Source organism: Pseudonocardia autotrophica, from assembly GCF_003945385.1.
Lineage (GTDB): Bacteria > Actinomycetota > Actinomycetes > Mycobacteriales > Pseudonocardiaceae > Pseudonocardia > Pseudonocardia autotrophica.
The window spans coordinates 4,299,640-4,314,630 of record NZ_AP018920.1; the positions used below are offsets into that span (position 1 = coordinate 4,299,640).

The following is a 14,991-nucleotide window of genomic DNA, read 5'->3' on the forward strand; positions in this document are numbered from 1 at the left end:
AACACAATCCACACAAAACAACGTGCGTAAAACGTTGGCGCCTCACCACTCGGTGAGACTCCTTAGAAAGGAGGTGATCCAGCCGCACCTTCCGGTACGGCTACCTTGTTACGACTTCGTCCCAATCGCCAGTCCCACCTTCGACAGCTCCCTCCACAAGGGTTGGGCCGCCGGCTTCGGGTGTTACCAACTTTCGTGACGTGACGGGCGGTGTGTACAAGGCCCGGGAACGTATTCACCGCAGCGTTGCTGATCTGCGATTACTAGCGACTCCAACTTCACGGGGTCGAGTTGCAGACCCCGATCCGAACTGAGACTCACTTTAAGGGATTCGCTCCACCTCACGGTCTCGCAGCCCTCTGTATGAGCCATTGTAGCATGTGTGAAGCCCTGGACATAAGGGGCATGATGACTTGACGTCATCCCCACCTTCCTCCGAGTTGACCCCGGCAGTCTCCCATGAGTCCCCACCATTACGTGCTGGCAACATGGAACAAGGGTTGCGCTCGTTGCGGGACTTAACCCAACATCTCACGACACGAGCTGACGACAGCCATGCACCACCTGCACACAGGCCACAAGGGAAACGACATCTCTGCCGCGGTCCTGTGCATGTCAAACCCAGGTAAGGTTCTTCGCGTTGCATCGAATTAATCCACATGCTCCGCCGCTTGTGCGGGCCCCCGTCAATTCCTTTGAGTTTTAGCCTTGCGGCCGTACTCCCCAGGCGGGGCGCTTAATGCGTTAGCTGCGGCACAGAAACCGTGGAATGGTCCCCACACCTAGCGCCCAACGTTTACGGCGTGGACTACCAGGGTATCTAATCCTGTTCGCTCCCCACGCTTTCGCTCCTCAGCGTCAGTATCGGCCCAGAGACCCGCCTTCGCCACCGGTGTTCCTCCTGATATCTGCGCATTTCACCGCTACACCAGGAATTCCAGTCTCCCCTGCCGAACTCAAGTGATGCCCGTATCGACCGCACGCTCAGAGTTAAGCCCCAAGTTTTCACGATCGACGCGACACACCGCCTACGAGCTCTTTACGCCCAATAATTCCGGACAACGCTCGCACCCTACGTGTTACCGCGGCTGCTGGCACGTAGTTGGCCGGTGCTTCTTCTCCAGGTACCGTCAATTGCTCTTCGTCCCTGGCGAAAGAGGTTTACAACCCGAAGGCCGTCATCCCCCACGCGGCGTCGCTGCGTCAGGCTTCCGCCCATTGCGCAATATTCCCCACTGCTGCCTCCCGTAGGAGTCTGGGCCGTGTCTCAGTCCCAGTGTGGCCGGTCGCCCTCTCAGGCCGGCTACCCGTCACCGCCTTGGTAGGCCATCACCCCACCAACAAGCTGATAGGCCGCGGGCCCATCCCCCACCGAAAAAACTTTCCACACGAAGACATGCATCAACGTGTCCTATCCGGTATTAGACCCAGTTTCCCGGGCTTATCCCAGAGTGGAGGGCAGGTCACCCACGTGTTACTCACCCGTTCGCCGCTCGTGTACCCCCGAAAGGGCCTTACCGCTCGACTTGCATGTGTTAAGCACGCCGCCAGCGTTCGTCCTGAGCCAGGATCAAACTCTCCAACAAAACCCTGACAAACACCATGACCAGCCGACGGGATCGACCAGCCACAGCCAAACAAACTGGCATAAAAACGCCAAAACTATATAAATAGCTCGACACACTGTTGAGTTCTCAAAAGACACCCGCGCTCCGGCTTCCCGGCCTGATGGCCGTTACCACCGGGGGCGATCGAGTTGCTCCTGTAAGGAGGCAACTCTCTTATGCTACTTGGACCGAAGCTCAGAGTCAACCCTTACTTCGGGCGGCTGGACGCTCACCGAGGTGAGTATCCGAGGCCGTCGCCCTCGTTCCGGTCGCGCGGCCCGGCCTCTCGGCCTGTCCTGCGCTCTCCGTCCCGTTTCGGCGACGAGGAGAAAGTTACAGGACCGCTCAGGGGGCTCTGCACGGGGGGTCCACTTTCGGCATCTGCCCAGGTCAGAGCCCCTGCTCAGCGGATGATGCGGACCCCGGCCAGGTTGCGCTTCCCGCGGCGCACCACGAGCCAGCCGCCGTCGAGTGCGTCGCCGGCGCCCGGAACCCAGTCCTCGTCGGTCACCTTGACGTTGTTGACGTACGCGCCGCCCTCCTTCACCGCACGGCGGGCAGCGCCCTTGCTCTCGGTCAGCCCGGTCGCCACGAGGAGATCGACGATCGTGTCCGCTCCGCCGCTGTCGGCGTGCGGGACCTCGGCGAGTGCCGCGTCGAGGGTGCGCGCATCGAGCTCGGCCAGCTCGGCTCGTCCGAACAGGGCCTGGCTCGCCGTCGTCACCTGGCGGGTCTGTTCCTCCCCGTGCACCAGGGTGGTGAGCTCGGCGGCGAGCCGGCGCTGCGCACTGCGCAGGTGGGGCTTCTCGGTGAGCTCGATACCCAGCGCGTCGATCTCCTCGCGGCCGAGGAAGGTGAACAGCTTCAGGAAGTTCAGCACGTCGCTGTCCGCGACGTTGACGAAGTACTGGTACCAGGCGTACGGCGACGTCCGCTCCGGATCGAGCCAGACGTTCCCGCCCCCGGTGGACTTGCCGAACTTGCGCCCCTCCGAGTCCGTCACCAGCGGCGTGGTCAGCGCGTGCACGTGCGCACCCTCGACCCGCCGGATGAGGTCCACCCCGCCGACGATGTTGCCCCACTGGTCGGAGCCGCCGATCTGCAACCGGCAGCCGAGCTCACGGTGCAGGTGTAGGTAGTCCTGGGACTGGAGCAGCAGGTAGCTGAACTCGGTGTAGGACATCCCGTCGGCGGCGAGCCGGCGCTTCACCGTCTCGCGGGCGAGCATGGTGTTGACCGGGAAGTGCTTACCCAGGTCGCGGAGGAACTCCAGCACCGTCTGCTGCCCGGTCCAGTCCAGGTTGTTGACCGTCAGCGCCCCGGTCGGTGACTCGTCGAACCGGACGAACCGCTCCAGCTGCCCGCGGATCAGGCCCGTCCACTCGGCCACCGTGGTCTCGTCGTGCAGGGACCGCTCCCCCACGTCCCGCGGGTCGCCGATCATCCCGGTCGCTCCCCCGGCGAGGATCACCGGCCGGTGACCGGCCTCCTGGAACCGGCGCAGCGTGAGCATCTGGACCAGGTGCCCGGCGTGCAGGCTCGGCGCGGTCGGGTCGAACCCCGCATAGAGGGTGATCGGCCCGTCGCCGGCGAGGTCCTTCGCCAGCGCGTCGCGGTCCGTGCTCTGCGCGATCAGCCCGCGCCACTCCAGGTCGTCCAGGATGTCCGTACTCACGCCACCATCTTCGCCGCCGCCCGACGCGCCGTGCACCCGGGTTCCCGCTGCCCGCCGTCGCACTGCGCACCGGCGCCGTGCAGATCGGCCTGTGGGCCGGGAGCGGCGACCGCGGTGGGCGTCCGCCGGGGCCGCACCGCCCGTCCTCGAGCGGCTCCGGAGTCACCCGGTCCGGCGCCGGGAGCGCTTCCCGCCGGCCCGGTAGGGGCTCACCGCCCGCGAACCGTCGATCCAGAACCGCCACGGCAGCTCCGCCGCGGCCGCCACACCGACCCGTGGCCCACGGCGGATGCTCGACGACGGCACCCGGGGAGCCGCGAGCAGCCGGACCCGCGATGCCGGGTCGGTCAGGTCGGCGCCGTCGTCGTCCCGGGCGAGCCCGAGCAGCGATGCCAGCCGGGCGGGACCGCGGGCCAGTTCCGCGTCGGACCGGGCGGTCGGGCGCCGGACCCGGGCGACCCCCGGATCGGTCAGCACCTCCCCCGCCCGGAACAGCACCGCGCCCGGCTCACCGTCGGACAGGCAGGACACGTTCGCGCAGAAGTGCATCCCGTAGACGAAGTAGACGTAGAGATGACCGGGCGGGCCGAACATCACCGCGTTGCGCGGGGTGCGACCGCGGTGGCTGTGCGACGCCGCATCGTCGGCCCCGCGATAGGCCTCCACCTCGACCAGACGCACCGCGACCGCGCCGTCCGGGGTGTCGGCCTCCAGCACACACCCGAGCAGGCGTTCCGCGGCGGGGAGCACATCGATCGCCAGCTCGGCGCGGTCCAGCAGCGCGGACGGGCCCGGCCGATCGCCCCTCGGGGACGATCGGCCGGGCCCGGCCGTCGTGCCGTCGGACACTCAGCGGCGCGACAGTGCGAGCTGCACGCAGGTGACCACGCCGGCCATCGCCTTCTCGACCTCGTCCAGCGGGGGAAGGGTCGGAGCGAGCCGGATGATCGCGTCCTGCGGGTCCTTGCCGTACGGGTGCGTCGCACCGGCCGGGGTCAGCACCACGCCGGCCTCCTTCGCCAGCCGCACGATCTCCGAGGCGAGCCCGTCGGGCACGGTGAGGCTGACGAAGTAGCCGCCCTTCGGCGTGGTCCAGCTGACCCCCTCGGTGTCGGCGAAGGCCTCGGCCAGCAGCCGCTCGACGGCGGCGAACTTCGGGGCGATCAGCTCGCGGTGCGCCGCCATGTGCGCCCGCAGACCCGCGGCGTCGGTCAGGAACATCGCCTGGCGCAGGTGGTTGACCTTGTCCGGGCCGATCGACTTCTTCGACGTGAGCTTCAGCCACCAGTCGACGTTCGCCTCGGATCCACCGAAGAACGCGACGCCGGCACCGGCGAGGGTGATCTTCGACGTGGAGCCGAACACGAACGGCCGGTCCGGGTTGCCCGCGTCGGCGGCCAGCGTCAGCAGGTCCGCGATCTCGAGCTCGTCGGAGGTCAGGTGGTGCACCGCATAGGCGTTGTCCCACATGATCCGGAAATCGGGCGCCGCGGTCGGCATCGAGGCGAGCCTGCGGACGACCTCGTCGGAGTACACGACCCCGTCCGGGTTCGAGTACTTCGGCACGCACCAGATGCCCTTGATCGACGGGTCGTCGGCGACCAGCCGCTCGACCTCGTCCATGTCCGGGCCGTCCGCCGTCATGCCGACGGTGACCAGGTCGATCCCGAGGCGCTCGCAGACGCCGTAGTGCCGGTCGTAGCCGGGGACCGGTGCGATGAAGGCGACCCGACCGGCGTCCGCCCAGCGGGCCGGCGCACCCGGGACCGGCGACAGCAGCGCGTGCACCAGGACGTCGTGCATCAGCTCGAGGCTGGAGTTGTTCCAGGCCACCAGCTGACCGACCGGGACCTGCAGCGACGGCGCGAAGATCTCGCGCAGCTCGGGCAGGCCCAGCAGGCCGCCGTAGTTGCGGGTGTCGGTGCCGTCCGCGGAGCGGTACTCGCCCACGCCCGGCAGGCCGAGCAACGCGTTCGACAGGTCCAGCTGCTCGGACGACGGCTTGCCCCGCGTCAGGTCGAGCTTCAGGCCTGCGGCCTTGAGCTCCTCGTAGGCTGCGGCAGGCTCGGTCATGCTGTTCCTCCGGTGAACTCTCGTGCTGCGGCCGCCTCGGTACGCAGGTCGGCCAGCTGCTCGGCGACGCGGTCGCCGGCAGTTCCGCCCCGCGCGTTCCGCGACGCGATGGAGCCTTCCACGGTCAGTACCTCGCGGACACTCGGGTCCAACGCCGGGTGCACCGCGGCCAGCTCGGCGTCGGTCAGGTCCTCCAGACCGACATCGCGTGCCTCGGCGGCCCGGACACAGCCACCGGCGGCCTCGTGCGCCACCCGGAACGGCACGCCCTGCCGGACGAGCCACTCGGCGATGTCGGTGGCCAGCGTGAACCCGGCCGGGGCCAGCTCCGCCAACCGGTCGGTGTGGAAGGTCAGGGTCGCCACCATCCCGGCCACCGCGGGCAGCAGGAGCTCCAGCTGCGCGACCGAGTCGAACAGCGGCTCCTTGTCCTCCTGCAGGTCCCGGTTGTACGCCAGCGGCAGGCCCTTGAGCGTGGTGAGCAGGCCGGTCAGGTTGCCGACCAGCCGCCCGGACTTGCCGCGGGCGAGCTCGGCGACGTCCGGGTTCTTCTTCTGCGGCATGATCGAGCTGCCGGTGGAGAAGGCGTCGTCGAGGGTCACGTAGCCGAACTCGGCGGTCGCCCAGAGGATGACCTCCTCGGACAGCCGGGACAGATCCACCCCGATCATCGCCAGTACGAACGCGGCCTCGGCCGCGAAGTCCCGCGACGCCGTCCCGTCGATCGAGTTCGCCGACGACCCGGTGAAGCCCAGCTCGGCCGCGACCGCCTCCGGGTCCAGCCCGAGCGACGAGCCGGCGAGCGCGCCCGACCCGTACGGCGAGTAGGCGCTGCGCCGGTCCCAGTCCCGCAGCCGGTCGACGTCGCGCAGCAGTGCGTGCGCGTGCGCCGCCAGCTGGTGGCCCAGCAGCACCGGCTGCGCGTGCTGCAGGTGCGTCCGGCCGGGCATCGCCGCGCCCGGATGTGCCTGCGCCTGCGCGACCAGGGCGTCGACCACGTCGAGCACCCCGTCCGCGACCCGCCGGGTGCCGTCGCGCAGCCACATCCGGAACTGGGTCGCGACCTGGTCGTTGCGCGAGCGGCCGGCGCGCAGCTTCCCGCCGAGATCCGGACCGGCCCGCTCGATCAGGCCGCGTTCCAGCGCGGTGTGCACGTCCTCGTCGCCCGGCTCGGGGACGAACGCCCCGGACCGCACGTCGGCGGCCAGCTCGTCGAGGGCCTTCTGCATGCCGGCGAGCTCGTCGTCCGACAACAGTCCGGCGCCGTGCAGCACGCGGGCGTGCGCCTGGGAGCCGCGGATGTCGTAGGGAGCCAGCGCCCAGTCGAAGTGGGTCGACTTGCTCAGCGCCGCCAGCGCGTCGGCCGGACCGGAGGCGAACCGGCCGCCCCACAGCGCCGAGCCGGCACCGGTGGTCCCGCCGGCCATCAGTCGGTGCCCGATTCCAGAGCGGCCTCGTCGAGGAACGTCTCGTTGTCGCCGCTCCCCTCGCCCGCGCCGGCGATCCGGTCGAAGCCGCCGGAGGGCAGCTCACCGAACAGCGTGCCGTGCTCGACGAGCACCGTCCCCTGCTCCTGCGGCTGACCGGCGTAGGTCTCCAGCTTCGCGCGCGAGTCGGCGATGTCGAGGTTGCGCATGGTGAGCTGCCCGATCCGGTCGGCCGGCCCGAACGCGGCGTTCTCCACCCGCTCCATCGAGAGCCGGTCCGGGTGGTAGGAGAACCCGGGACCGTCGGTGTCGAGGATCGTGTAGTCGTCGCCGCGGCGCAGCCGCAGCGTCACCGTGCCGCTGACCACGGAGGCGATCCAGCGCTGGATCGCCTCGCGCACCATCAGCGCCTGCGGGTCCAGCCAGCGGCCCTCGTAGAGCAGCCGGCCCAGCTTGCGGCCGTCGGCGTGGTAGTTGGCGACGGTGTCCTCGTTGTGGATCGCGTTGATCAGCCGCTCGTAGGCGATGAACAGCAGCGCCATCCCCGGCGCCTCGTAGATACCACGCGACTTCGCCTCGATGATCCGGTTCTCGATCTGGTCGGACATGCCGAGGCCGTGCCGGCCGCCGATCGCGTTGGCCTCGCGCACCAGGTCGACCCGGTCCGCGAACTGCTTGCCGTTGATCGCCACCGGGTAGCCGCCCTCGAAGGTGACCGAGACGTCCTCGGACTCGATCTCGACCGACGGATCCCAGTACTTCACGCCCATGATCGGTTCGACGGTCTCCAGGGACACGTCGAGCTGCTCGAGCGTCTTGGCCTCGTGGGTGGCACCCCAGATGTTCGCGTCCGTGGAGTACGCCTTCTCCGCCGAGTCGCGGTACGGGAGCCGGTGCTCGGTCAGCCACCGGCTCATCTCGTCACGCCCGCCGAGCTCGGTGACGAACGCGTCGTCCAGCCACGGCTTGTAGATCCGCAGTGCCGGGTTGGCCAGCAGGCCGTAGCGGTAGAACCGCTCGATGTCGTTGCCCTTGAACGTGGAGCCGTCGCCCCAGATGTTCACGTCGTCGGCCTGCATCGCCCGCACCAGCAGCGTCCCGGTGACGGCACGGCCCAGCGGCGTCGTGTTGAAGTAGGTCTTGCCGCCGGAACGGATGTGGAACGCACCGCAGGCCAGCGCGGCGAGGCCCTCGTCGACCAGCTGCGGCTTGATGTCCACCGCGCGGGCGATCTCCGCCCCGTACTCCCTGGCCCGCGTGGGCACCCCGGACATGTCCGGCTCGTCGTACTGCCCGAGATCGGCGGTGTAGGTGCACGGGATCCCGCCCTTGTCGCGCATCCACGCGACCGCCACGGAGGTGTCGAGTCCTCCGGAGAACGCGATGCCGATGCGCTCGCCCCGGGGGAGGGAGCTCAGGACCTTGCTCACGGGATGGATGCTCCTTCGTCAGAGTTCGCTCAGAGTCCGCGCAGCAGCGCGAGCAGTTCGTCACCGGTGAGCGGCTCACGGGCCACCACCAGGAGTGTGTCGTCGCCGGCGATCGTGCCGACGACGTCGTGCAGTGCGGCCCGGTCCAGCGCACTGGCCAGGTAGTGCGCCGCACCCGGCGGGGTACGCAACACGGCCAGGTTCCCACTCGCGTCCGAGGAGACGAGCAGCTCCCCCAGCAACCGGGACAGTCGCCCGGTACCGCCTTCGACGCCGCGCACCGGGCTGCCGTCCTCGGGGATGAGGTAGACCGGTGCGCCGCCGTCCGCGCCGCGCACCTTGACCGCGCCCAGCTCGTCCAGATCACGCGAGAGTGTCGCCTGGGTCGTCTCGATCCCGCTGGCGCGCAGCAGCGTCAGCAGCTCGCTCTGGCTGCGCACGGCACGCTGGGTGATCAGCTCGATGATCCGGGCCTGCCGTGCGACCCGGGTCGCTGCGCCGCCACGAGTCCCCTTCATCGCTCCAGTAGCCATGTCAGCAGCGCCTTCTGTGCGTGCAGCCGGTTCTCCGCCTCGTCCCACACGGCGCTGGCCGGGCCGTCGAGCACCTCGTCGGTGATCTCGTCGCCGCGGTGGGCCGGCAGGCAGTGCAGCACGATCGCCCCGGGTGCCGCGCGGCGCAGCAGCTCGGCGTTGACCTGGTAGGGCCGGAACGGCGCGACCCGGTCGAGACCGTCGCTCTCCTGCCCCATCGAGGTCCACGTGTCGGTCACGAGCACCTCGGCCCCCTCCACGGCCGCAGCCGGGTCGGCGACCAGCGTCACCGAGCCGCCGGTCTGCTCGGCGCGTCCCTTCGCGTCACGCAGCACCTCGGAGTCGGGGGTGAACCCGGCCGGTGCGGCGATACGCACGTGCATCCCGGCGGTCGCACCGCCGAGCAGCAGCGACTGCGCGACGTTGTTCGCGCCGTCCCCGAGGTAGGTCAGGGTGCGGCCGGCCGTGCCGCCGAGCCGTTCCCGGATCGTCTGCAGGTCGGCCAGGATCTGGCACGGGTGGAACGCGTCGGTCAGCGCGTTGACCACCGGGACCGTCGCGACCGAGGCCATCTCCTCGATCCGCTCCTGGCCCGAGGTGCGCCAGACGATCGCGTCGACGTAGCGGGACAGCACCCGCGAGGTGTCCGAGATGGTCTCCCCGCGCCCGAGCTGGCTGGAGTTGCCGTCCAGCACGATCGCGGTGCCGCCGAGCTGGGTGATCCCCGCCTCGAACGAGACCCGGGTGCGGGTGGAGGACTTGTCGAAGACCAGCGCGACCGCCTTCGGACCGTCGAGCGGCCGGCGGGCGAACCGGTCCGCCTTGAGCCGGTCGGCGAGATCGAGGACCTCGGCCTGCTCGGCAGGCGACAGGTCGTCGTCGCGCAACAGGTGCCGGACCATCAGCTGCCCTGCCCCTCGACCGCGGCCGCCGCGTCCAGGATCGCCGGCAGCGCCCCCAGGAACTCGGCCGCCTCGTCGTCGCCGAAGGTCAGCGCCGGCGCCAGCCGGACCCGCTCCGGGGTCGCGTTGTTGACCAGCTGCCCGGCCTCCCGGGCCGCGGACGCCACCTGCGCCGACACCGGGTGCCGCAGCCCGATCCCGATGTGCAGGCCGTCACCGGAGACGTCGGAGACCAGCGGATGGCCGAGGCCCTCGATGCCGCTGCGGAGCTCCTTGCCGAGCCGGTCGACGTGCTCCAGCAGGCCTGCGGTGGCGATCGTGTCGAGGACGGCGAGTGCGGCCGCACACGAGATCGGGTTGCCGCCGAAGGTGGTGCCGTGCTGACCGGGCTCGAGCAGCGTCCCCGCGTCACCGATCCCGATGCAGGCCCCGATCGGCAATCCGCCGCCGAGCCCCTTCGCCAGCGTGACGACGTCGGGGACGATGCCGTCCGCCTGGTGGGCGAACCAGCGGCCGGTGCGGCCGATGCCGGTCTGCACCTCGTCGAGCACCAGCAGCGCGCCGCGCTCGGCGGTGATCCGGCGGGCGCCCGCCAGGTAGCCGTCGGGCGGCACCACGACACCCGCCTCACCCAGGATGGGCTCCAGGAACACCGCTGCGGTGTCGGCGGTGACGGCGGCGTCGAGCGCGTCGAGGTCGCCGAACGGGATGTGGCTGACACCCGGCGGCATCGGCTCGAACGGGGCCCGCTTGGCCGGCTGCCCGGTCAGTGCGAGCGCGCCCATGGTGCGGCCGTGGAACGCGCCCTCGCAGGCCACGATCCCCGGGCGGCCGGTCCGGCGCGCGATCTTGAACGCGGCCTCGTTCGCCTCGGTGCCCGAGTTGCACAGCAGGGTGCGGGCGTCGTCGCGGCCGAGCAGCCCCTGCAGCCGCTCGGCGAGCTGCAGCGCCGGATCGGTGATGAAGAAGTTCGAGGTGTGCCCGAGCGTGCGGATCTGCTCCGACACGGCCTCGACGATCGCCGGGTGCGCGTGGCCGAGTGCGTTCACCGCGATCCCGGAGTACAGGTCCAGGTAGGCGCGCCCCTCGGCGTCCCACACCCGGGAACCCTCGCCGCGGACCAGGGTCAGCGGCGGCGTGCCGTAGTTGTTCATCACCGCGGCCTGCCACCGCGCCGTGTACGAGCTCATGCCGTTCCCCCAGCAGCCGGGACGGGATCGGGAAGGACCATGGTCCCGACACCCTCGTGTGTGAAGACCTCGAGCAGAACCGAGTGCGGCACCCGGCCGTCGATGACGTGCGCCTGCGCCACCCCGGATCGGACCGCCCGCAGGCAGGCCTCCATCTTGGGCGCCATCCCGCTCTCGAGCCGCGGCAGCATCGGTTCCAGCTGGCCCGCCGTCAGCGAGGTGATGATCGAGTCGGGATCGGGGTAGTTCGCGTAGAGCCCCTCGACGTCGGTCAGCACCACGAGCTTCGCGGCGTCCAGCGCCCCGGCCAGCGCGGCGGCCGCGCTGTCGGCGTTGATGTTGTGGACCTGGCCGTCGGCGTCCGGTGCGACGCCGGCCACGACCGGGATGCGGCCGGCCGCGATGATGTCCAGCACCGCGTCCGGATTGACCTCGGTGACGTCGCCGACCAGGCCGATGTCGACCGGCTCGCCGCCGACCAGCGCGGTCCGCCGCTCCGCGGTGAACAGTCCGGCGTCCTCACCCGAGAGCCCCACGGCCAGCGGTCCGTGCGCGTTGATCAGGCCGACCAGCTCCCGGCCGACCTGGCCGAACAGCACCATCCGGACGATGTCCATCGTCTCCGGCGTGGTCACCCGCAGGCCGCCGCGGAACTCGCCCGGCATGCCGAGGCGCTTGAGCATCGCGCTGATCTGCGGGCCACCGCCGTGCACGACGACCGGATGGATGCCGGCCAGGCGCAGGAACACCATGTCCCGTGCGAACGCCTGCTTGAGGTCCTCGTCGATCATCGCGTTGCCGCCGTACTTCACGACGACGATGCGGCCGTGGAACCGCTGCAGCCAGGGCAGCGCCTCGGCGAGCACGGCGGCCTTCTCGCCGGCCCGCTTCAGCCGGTCCGGGGCCGCGAGCGGCTCAGGAGGAGTAGGCACTGTTCTCCTCCACGTAGGCGTGCGACAGGTCGGTGGTCCGGATCTCGGCGGTGTTGCCGTCGGCGCCGCCGGACAGGCCCAGCTCGACCTCGATCGTGATGTCCGGGCCGGAGAGGTCGCAGTCGGCGCGGTCCCCCGCGACGACGGCGCCCCGGCACAGCAGCACCCCGTTGATCGTCACGTCGAGCCGCTCGGGATCGAGCTGGGCGTCGGCGTAGCCGGCGGCCGCGGCGATCCGGCCCCAGTTCGGGTCCGATCCGAACATCGCGGTCTTGACCAGGGAGTCCCGGGCGACGGTCCGGGCGATGGTCACCGCGTCGTCCTCGGAGGCGGCGCCGGTGACCCGGACGGTGATGCGCTTGGTGACGCCCTCGGCGTCGGCCTGCATCTGCTCGGCCAGGTTCCGGCACACCCGGGTGAGCGCAGCGGTGAACACGGCCGGATCGGCCGGCACGCCGGTCGCACCGGAGGCCAGGACCAGCACGGTGTCGTTGGTCGACATGGAGCCGTCGATGTCGAGCCGGTCGAAGCTGTAGCGCACGGCCTCGCGCAGCGCGGCGTCCAGCAACGGCCGCTCGACGACGGCGTCGGTGGTGAGCACGGTGAGCATGGTCGCCATCGATGGGGCGATCATCCCGGCGCCCTTGGTGGTGCCGCCGACCGTCCAGCCCGCCGGGTCGGTGACGTGCGCCTGCTTCGGGACGGTGTCGGTCGTCATGATCGCGGTGGCGACGGCGGTCCCGGCCTCGGGTGTCGCGGCCAGCTCCGCGGCCGCCTTCTCGACGCCGGCCAGCACGGTGTCCCTGGGCAGCTGCTCGCCGATCAGTCCGGTCGAGCAGACCCCGACCTCGACCGCCCCGCAGCCGAGCACCTCGGCGACCTTCTCGGCCGTCGCGTGCGCGGTCCGGAAGCCCTCCGGCCCGGTGCAGGCGTTCGCCCCGCCGGAGTTCAGGACGACCGCACGCAGCGCGCCGCTGGTGAGGACCTGCTGGGTCCACAGCACGGGCGCGGCCTTCACCTTGTTCCGGGTGACCACACCGGCCGCCTCGGTGCGCGGGCCGTCGTTGACGACCAGCGCCAGGTCGGCCCGGCCGGACTTCTTGATCCCGGCCGCGATCCCGGCTGCCCGGAATCCCTGCGCGGCGGTCACGCCGGTCGCCTCGCTCACGGTGCCACTCCCGTCGTCGGCAGGCCGGTCGTCTCGGGCAGGCCCAGCGCCAGGTTCATGCACTGCACCGCCCCGCCGGCGGTGCCCTTGGTCAGGTTGTCGATGGCGGAGACGACGACCAGGCGGCGCGCGTCCGGATCGACGGTCAGCTGCAACGCCACCAGGTTGGAGCCCAGGGTCTGCGCGGTGGTGGGCCACTGCCCCTCGCCGAGCAACCGCACGAACGGTTCGCCGGCGTAGGCCTTCTCGTAGGCCTGCCGGACCGTCCCGGTGTCGGTGGCCGGATCGGCCAGCGGCGCCGAGCAGGACGCCAGGATGCCGCGCGGAAGCGGTGCCAGCACCGGCGTGAAGCTCACCGAGACCGGCGACCCGAGCGCGGCGGAGAGGTTCTGCGCGATCTCCGGGGTGTGCCGGTGCACGCCGCCGACCCCGTACGCGGACAGCGAGCCCATCACCTCGGCACCCAGCAGGTGCGGCTTGAGCGACTTCCCGGCGCCGGACGTGCCGGTGACCGCGGTGACCACCACCTCCGGCTCGACCAGGCCCGCGACCAGCGCCGGGAACAGCGCGAGGCTGATCCCGGTCGGGTAGCAGCCGGGTACCGCGACCCGGCTCGCGCCGATCAGCCGCTCGCGTGCGCCGGGGAGCTCGGGCAGCCCGTAGGGCCAGTGCCCGGCGTGCTCACCGCCGTACCAGCGGTCCCAGGCCGCCGGATCGGTCAGCCGGTGGTCGGCACCGCAGTCGATCACCAGCGTGTCGCCGCCGAGCTCGGCCGCGAGCTCCGCCGATCGGCCGTGCGGGAGCGCGAGGAACACCGCGTCGTGACCGGCGAGGTTCTCCGCGGTGGTTTCGGCCAGCACGCGGTCGGCGAGCGGGGCCAGGTGCGGCTGGTGCTCGCCGAGTCGGCTGCCGGCGTTGCCGCCTGCCGTCAGCGTGCCGATCTCCACGTCCGGATGTGCGAGGAGCAGCCGGAGGAGCTCTCCCCCGGCGTATCCGCTGGCTCCTGCTACTGCGATGCGTACCACGTGAATGATTATGCAGGGCCGCGAGATTTCATGCAACGCGGTTCACGATCGCGATCGTGGGGCCGGGACCGGCCGCGTGCCTGCCGGGCGAACCCTAGCCTCCCGCCGGTGCGGACGGAGCAGACGGTGCAGTGGCGACGGAGCGGGATCCCGGCGGGTGGCCCGGTCCGCCGCGCGGCGGCGTTCGCCGTGCTCGCGGTGCTGGCACCGGCCCTCGCGGGATGTGCCGCGACCGTGCCCGGGACCCCGTGGCCGGCCGGCGCCGGGCCGGCCTGGCCCGCCGAGCCGGTCGCCGAGGCACCCACCACGCAGCAGGGGCCGCCGACGTCCTTCACCGGGCCGGCGGACCGGTTGCCGGTGCCCGACCCGATGCCGGCCCCGACGCCGGACGCCACCGGAGAGGCCGCCCCGACCAGGACGGTGCTGCCGGTCCCGGTCGACGACACCGCGACCGGCACGCCCACCGAGCCCCCGACCGGCACGGCCACCGGCACCGGCTCGGCGACCGGCAGTGCCACCCGCGCCCGGCCGGGCCGTACCGCGCACGGCGGCGCCCCGGCGGGCGGCGCCGCACCGTTGACCGCCGACGTGCTGGACGACGAGTGCCTGCTCGGTCCGGACGCACTCGCCGGACTACTCGGTGCCGAACCCGCCGTACCGGCCGCCGGCGCCCAGGTGGCCAGGCCGGACGGGACCCGGACCAGGGCCTGCTTCGCGGTCGGCGGCTCGGCGACGGCCGCGGTGAACGTCTACACCACGAACCGGGGCACCCCGGCCGATCACATCCGTTCCACGGGCGGCGCCCGCGGGATCGGCGGCACCGGTGACGGGATCGTCGCGGTGCTGCTGGAGACGGTCGCCGGGCCGACGGTGCAGATCGGCACCGAGCGGTACCTCGTCACGATCGCGGTGGCCGGCCGGAACCCCTCCGACGATCAGTGGCGGATCGCGGTCCGCGACGCCGTCTCCGCACTCCCCGGCTGACGATCGGCCGGCCCGGTTCCCGGCCCGCTGACCATCGACCGTCCT

At 71.1% G+C, this 14,991-nt stretch carries 12 protein-coding genes and 1 rRNA gene; 1 reads left to right on the forward strand and 12 read right to left on the reverse strand.

The window, feature by feature from the left end; genetic code table 11:
• Positions 1 to 66 precede the first annotated feature (66 nt).
• The 12 genes from Pdca_RS20085 to argC all read right to left on the reverse strand — a co-directional run bounded on the left by Pdca_RS20085 (position 67) and on the right by argC (position 13,968).
• Positions 67 to 1,586, reverse strand: a 16S ribosomal RNA gene (locus Pdca_RS20085).
• Positions 1,587 to 2,010: 424 nt separating this feature from the next.
• The gene (tyrS, locus tag Pdca_RS20090) at positions 2,011 to 3,282 is read right to left on the reverse strand and encodes a tyrosine--tRNA ligase (protein WP_085916926.1); all 1,272 of its coding nucleotides are present in this window, start codon (positions 3,280 to 3,282) and stop codon (positions 2,011 to 2,013) included.
• Between the two features lie 162 nt (positions 3,283 to 3,444).
• Entirely contained in the window at positions 3,445 to 4,059 is a 615-nt protein-coding gene (locus tag Pdca_RS20095) for a DNA-3-methyladenine glycosylase (protein ID WP_085916927.1), read from the reverse strand.
• A gap of 72 nt (positions 4,060 to 4,131) precedes the next feature.
• Complete coding sequence (locus Pdca_RS20100) at positions 4,132 to 5,355, reverse strand: aspartate aminotransferase type Ic (RefSeq protein WP_085916121.1); 1,224 nt, start codon at positions 5,353 to 5,355, stop codon at positions 4,132 to 4,134.
• On the reverse strand, positions 5,352 to 6,782 hold the full coding sequence (gene argH, locus Pdca_RS20105) for an argininosuccinate lyase (RefSeq protein ID WP_085916122.1): 1,431 nt from the start codon (positions 6,780 to 6,782) through the stop codon (positions 5,352 to 5,354). The genes Pdca_RS20100 and argH overlap by 4 nt, the downstream gene beginning before the upstream one ends.
• Entirely contained in the window at positions 6,782 to 8,212 is a 1,431-nt protein-coding gene (gene argG / locus Pdca_RS20110; RefSeq protein ID WP_085916123.1) for an argininosuccinate synthase, read from the reverse strand. Before argG ends, argH begins: the two co-directional genes overlap by 1 nt.
• 29 nt (positions 8,213 to 8,241) lie before the next feature.
• Positions 8,242 to 8,745: an arginine repressor gene (locus Pdca_RS20115; RefSeq protein WP_331852677.1), complete on the reverse strand. Its 504-nt coding sequence runs from the start codon at positions 8,743 to 8,745 to the stop codon at positions 8,242 to 8,244.
• The gene (gene argF, locus Pdca_RS20120) at positions 8,727 to 9,647 is read right to left on the reverse strand and encodes an ornithine carbamoyltransferase (protein ID WP_085916125.1); all 921 of its coding nucleotides are present in this window, start codon (positions 9,645 to 9,647) and stop codon (positions 8,727 to 8,729) included. The genes Pdca_RS20115 and argF overlap by 19 nt, the downstream gene beginning before the upstream one ends.
• Positions 9,647 to 10,837 carry an acetylornithine transaminase gene (locus tag Pdca_RS20125; RefSeq protein WP_085916126.1) on the reverse strand — a complete coding sequence of 397 codons (1,191 nt, stop codon included), beginning with the start codon at positions 10,835 to 10,837 and terminating at the stop codon, positions 9,647 to 9,649. The genes argF and Pdca_RS20125 overlap by 1 nt, the downstream gene beginning before the upstream one ends.
• Complete coding sequence (gene argB / locus Pdca_RS20130; RefSeq protein ID WP_085916127.1) at positions 10,834 to 11,769, reverse strand: acetylglutamate kinase; 936 nt, start codon at positions 11,767 to 11,769, stop codon at positions 10,834 to 10,836. Before argB ends, Pdca_RS20125 begins: the two co-directional genes overlap by 4 nt.
• A complete protein-coding gene (gene argJ / locus Pdca_RS20135; RefSeq protein WP_085916128.1) occupies positions 11,753 to 12,937 on the reverse strand; it encodes a bifunctional glutamate N-acetyltransferase/amino-acid acetyltransferase ArgJ in 1,185 nt (394 codons plus the stop codon). The genes argB and argJ overlap by 17 nt, the downstream gene beginning before the upstream one ends.
• The gene (argC, locus tag Pdca_RS20140) at positions 12,934 to 13,968 is read right to left on the reverse strand and encodes an N-acetyl-gamma-glutamyl-phosphate reductase (protein WP_174824367.1); all 1,035 of its coding nucleotides are present in this window, start codon (positions 13,966 to 13,968) and stop codon (positions 12,934 to 12,936) included. The genes argJ and argC overlap by 4 nt, the downstream gene beginning before the upstream one ends.
• A gap of 102 nt (positions 13,969 to 14,070) precedes the next feature.
• On the opposite strand from argC, the gene Pdca_RS20145 reads away from it, so the two are divergent.
• Complete coding sequence (locus Pdca_RS20145; RefSeq protein ID WP_085916130.1) at positions 14,071 to 14,946, forward strand: hypothetical protein; 876 nt, start codon at positions 14,071 to 14,073, stop codon at positions 14,944 to 14,946.
• Positions 14,947 to 14,991: the final 45 nt, after the last annotated feature.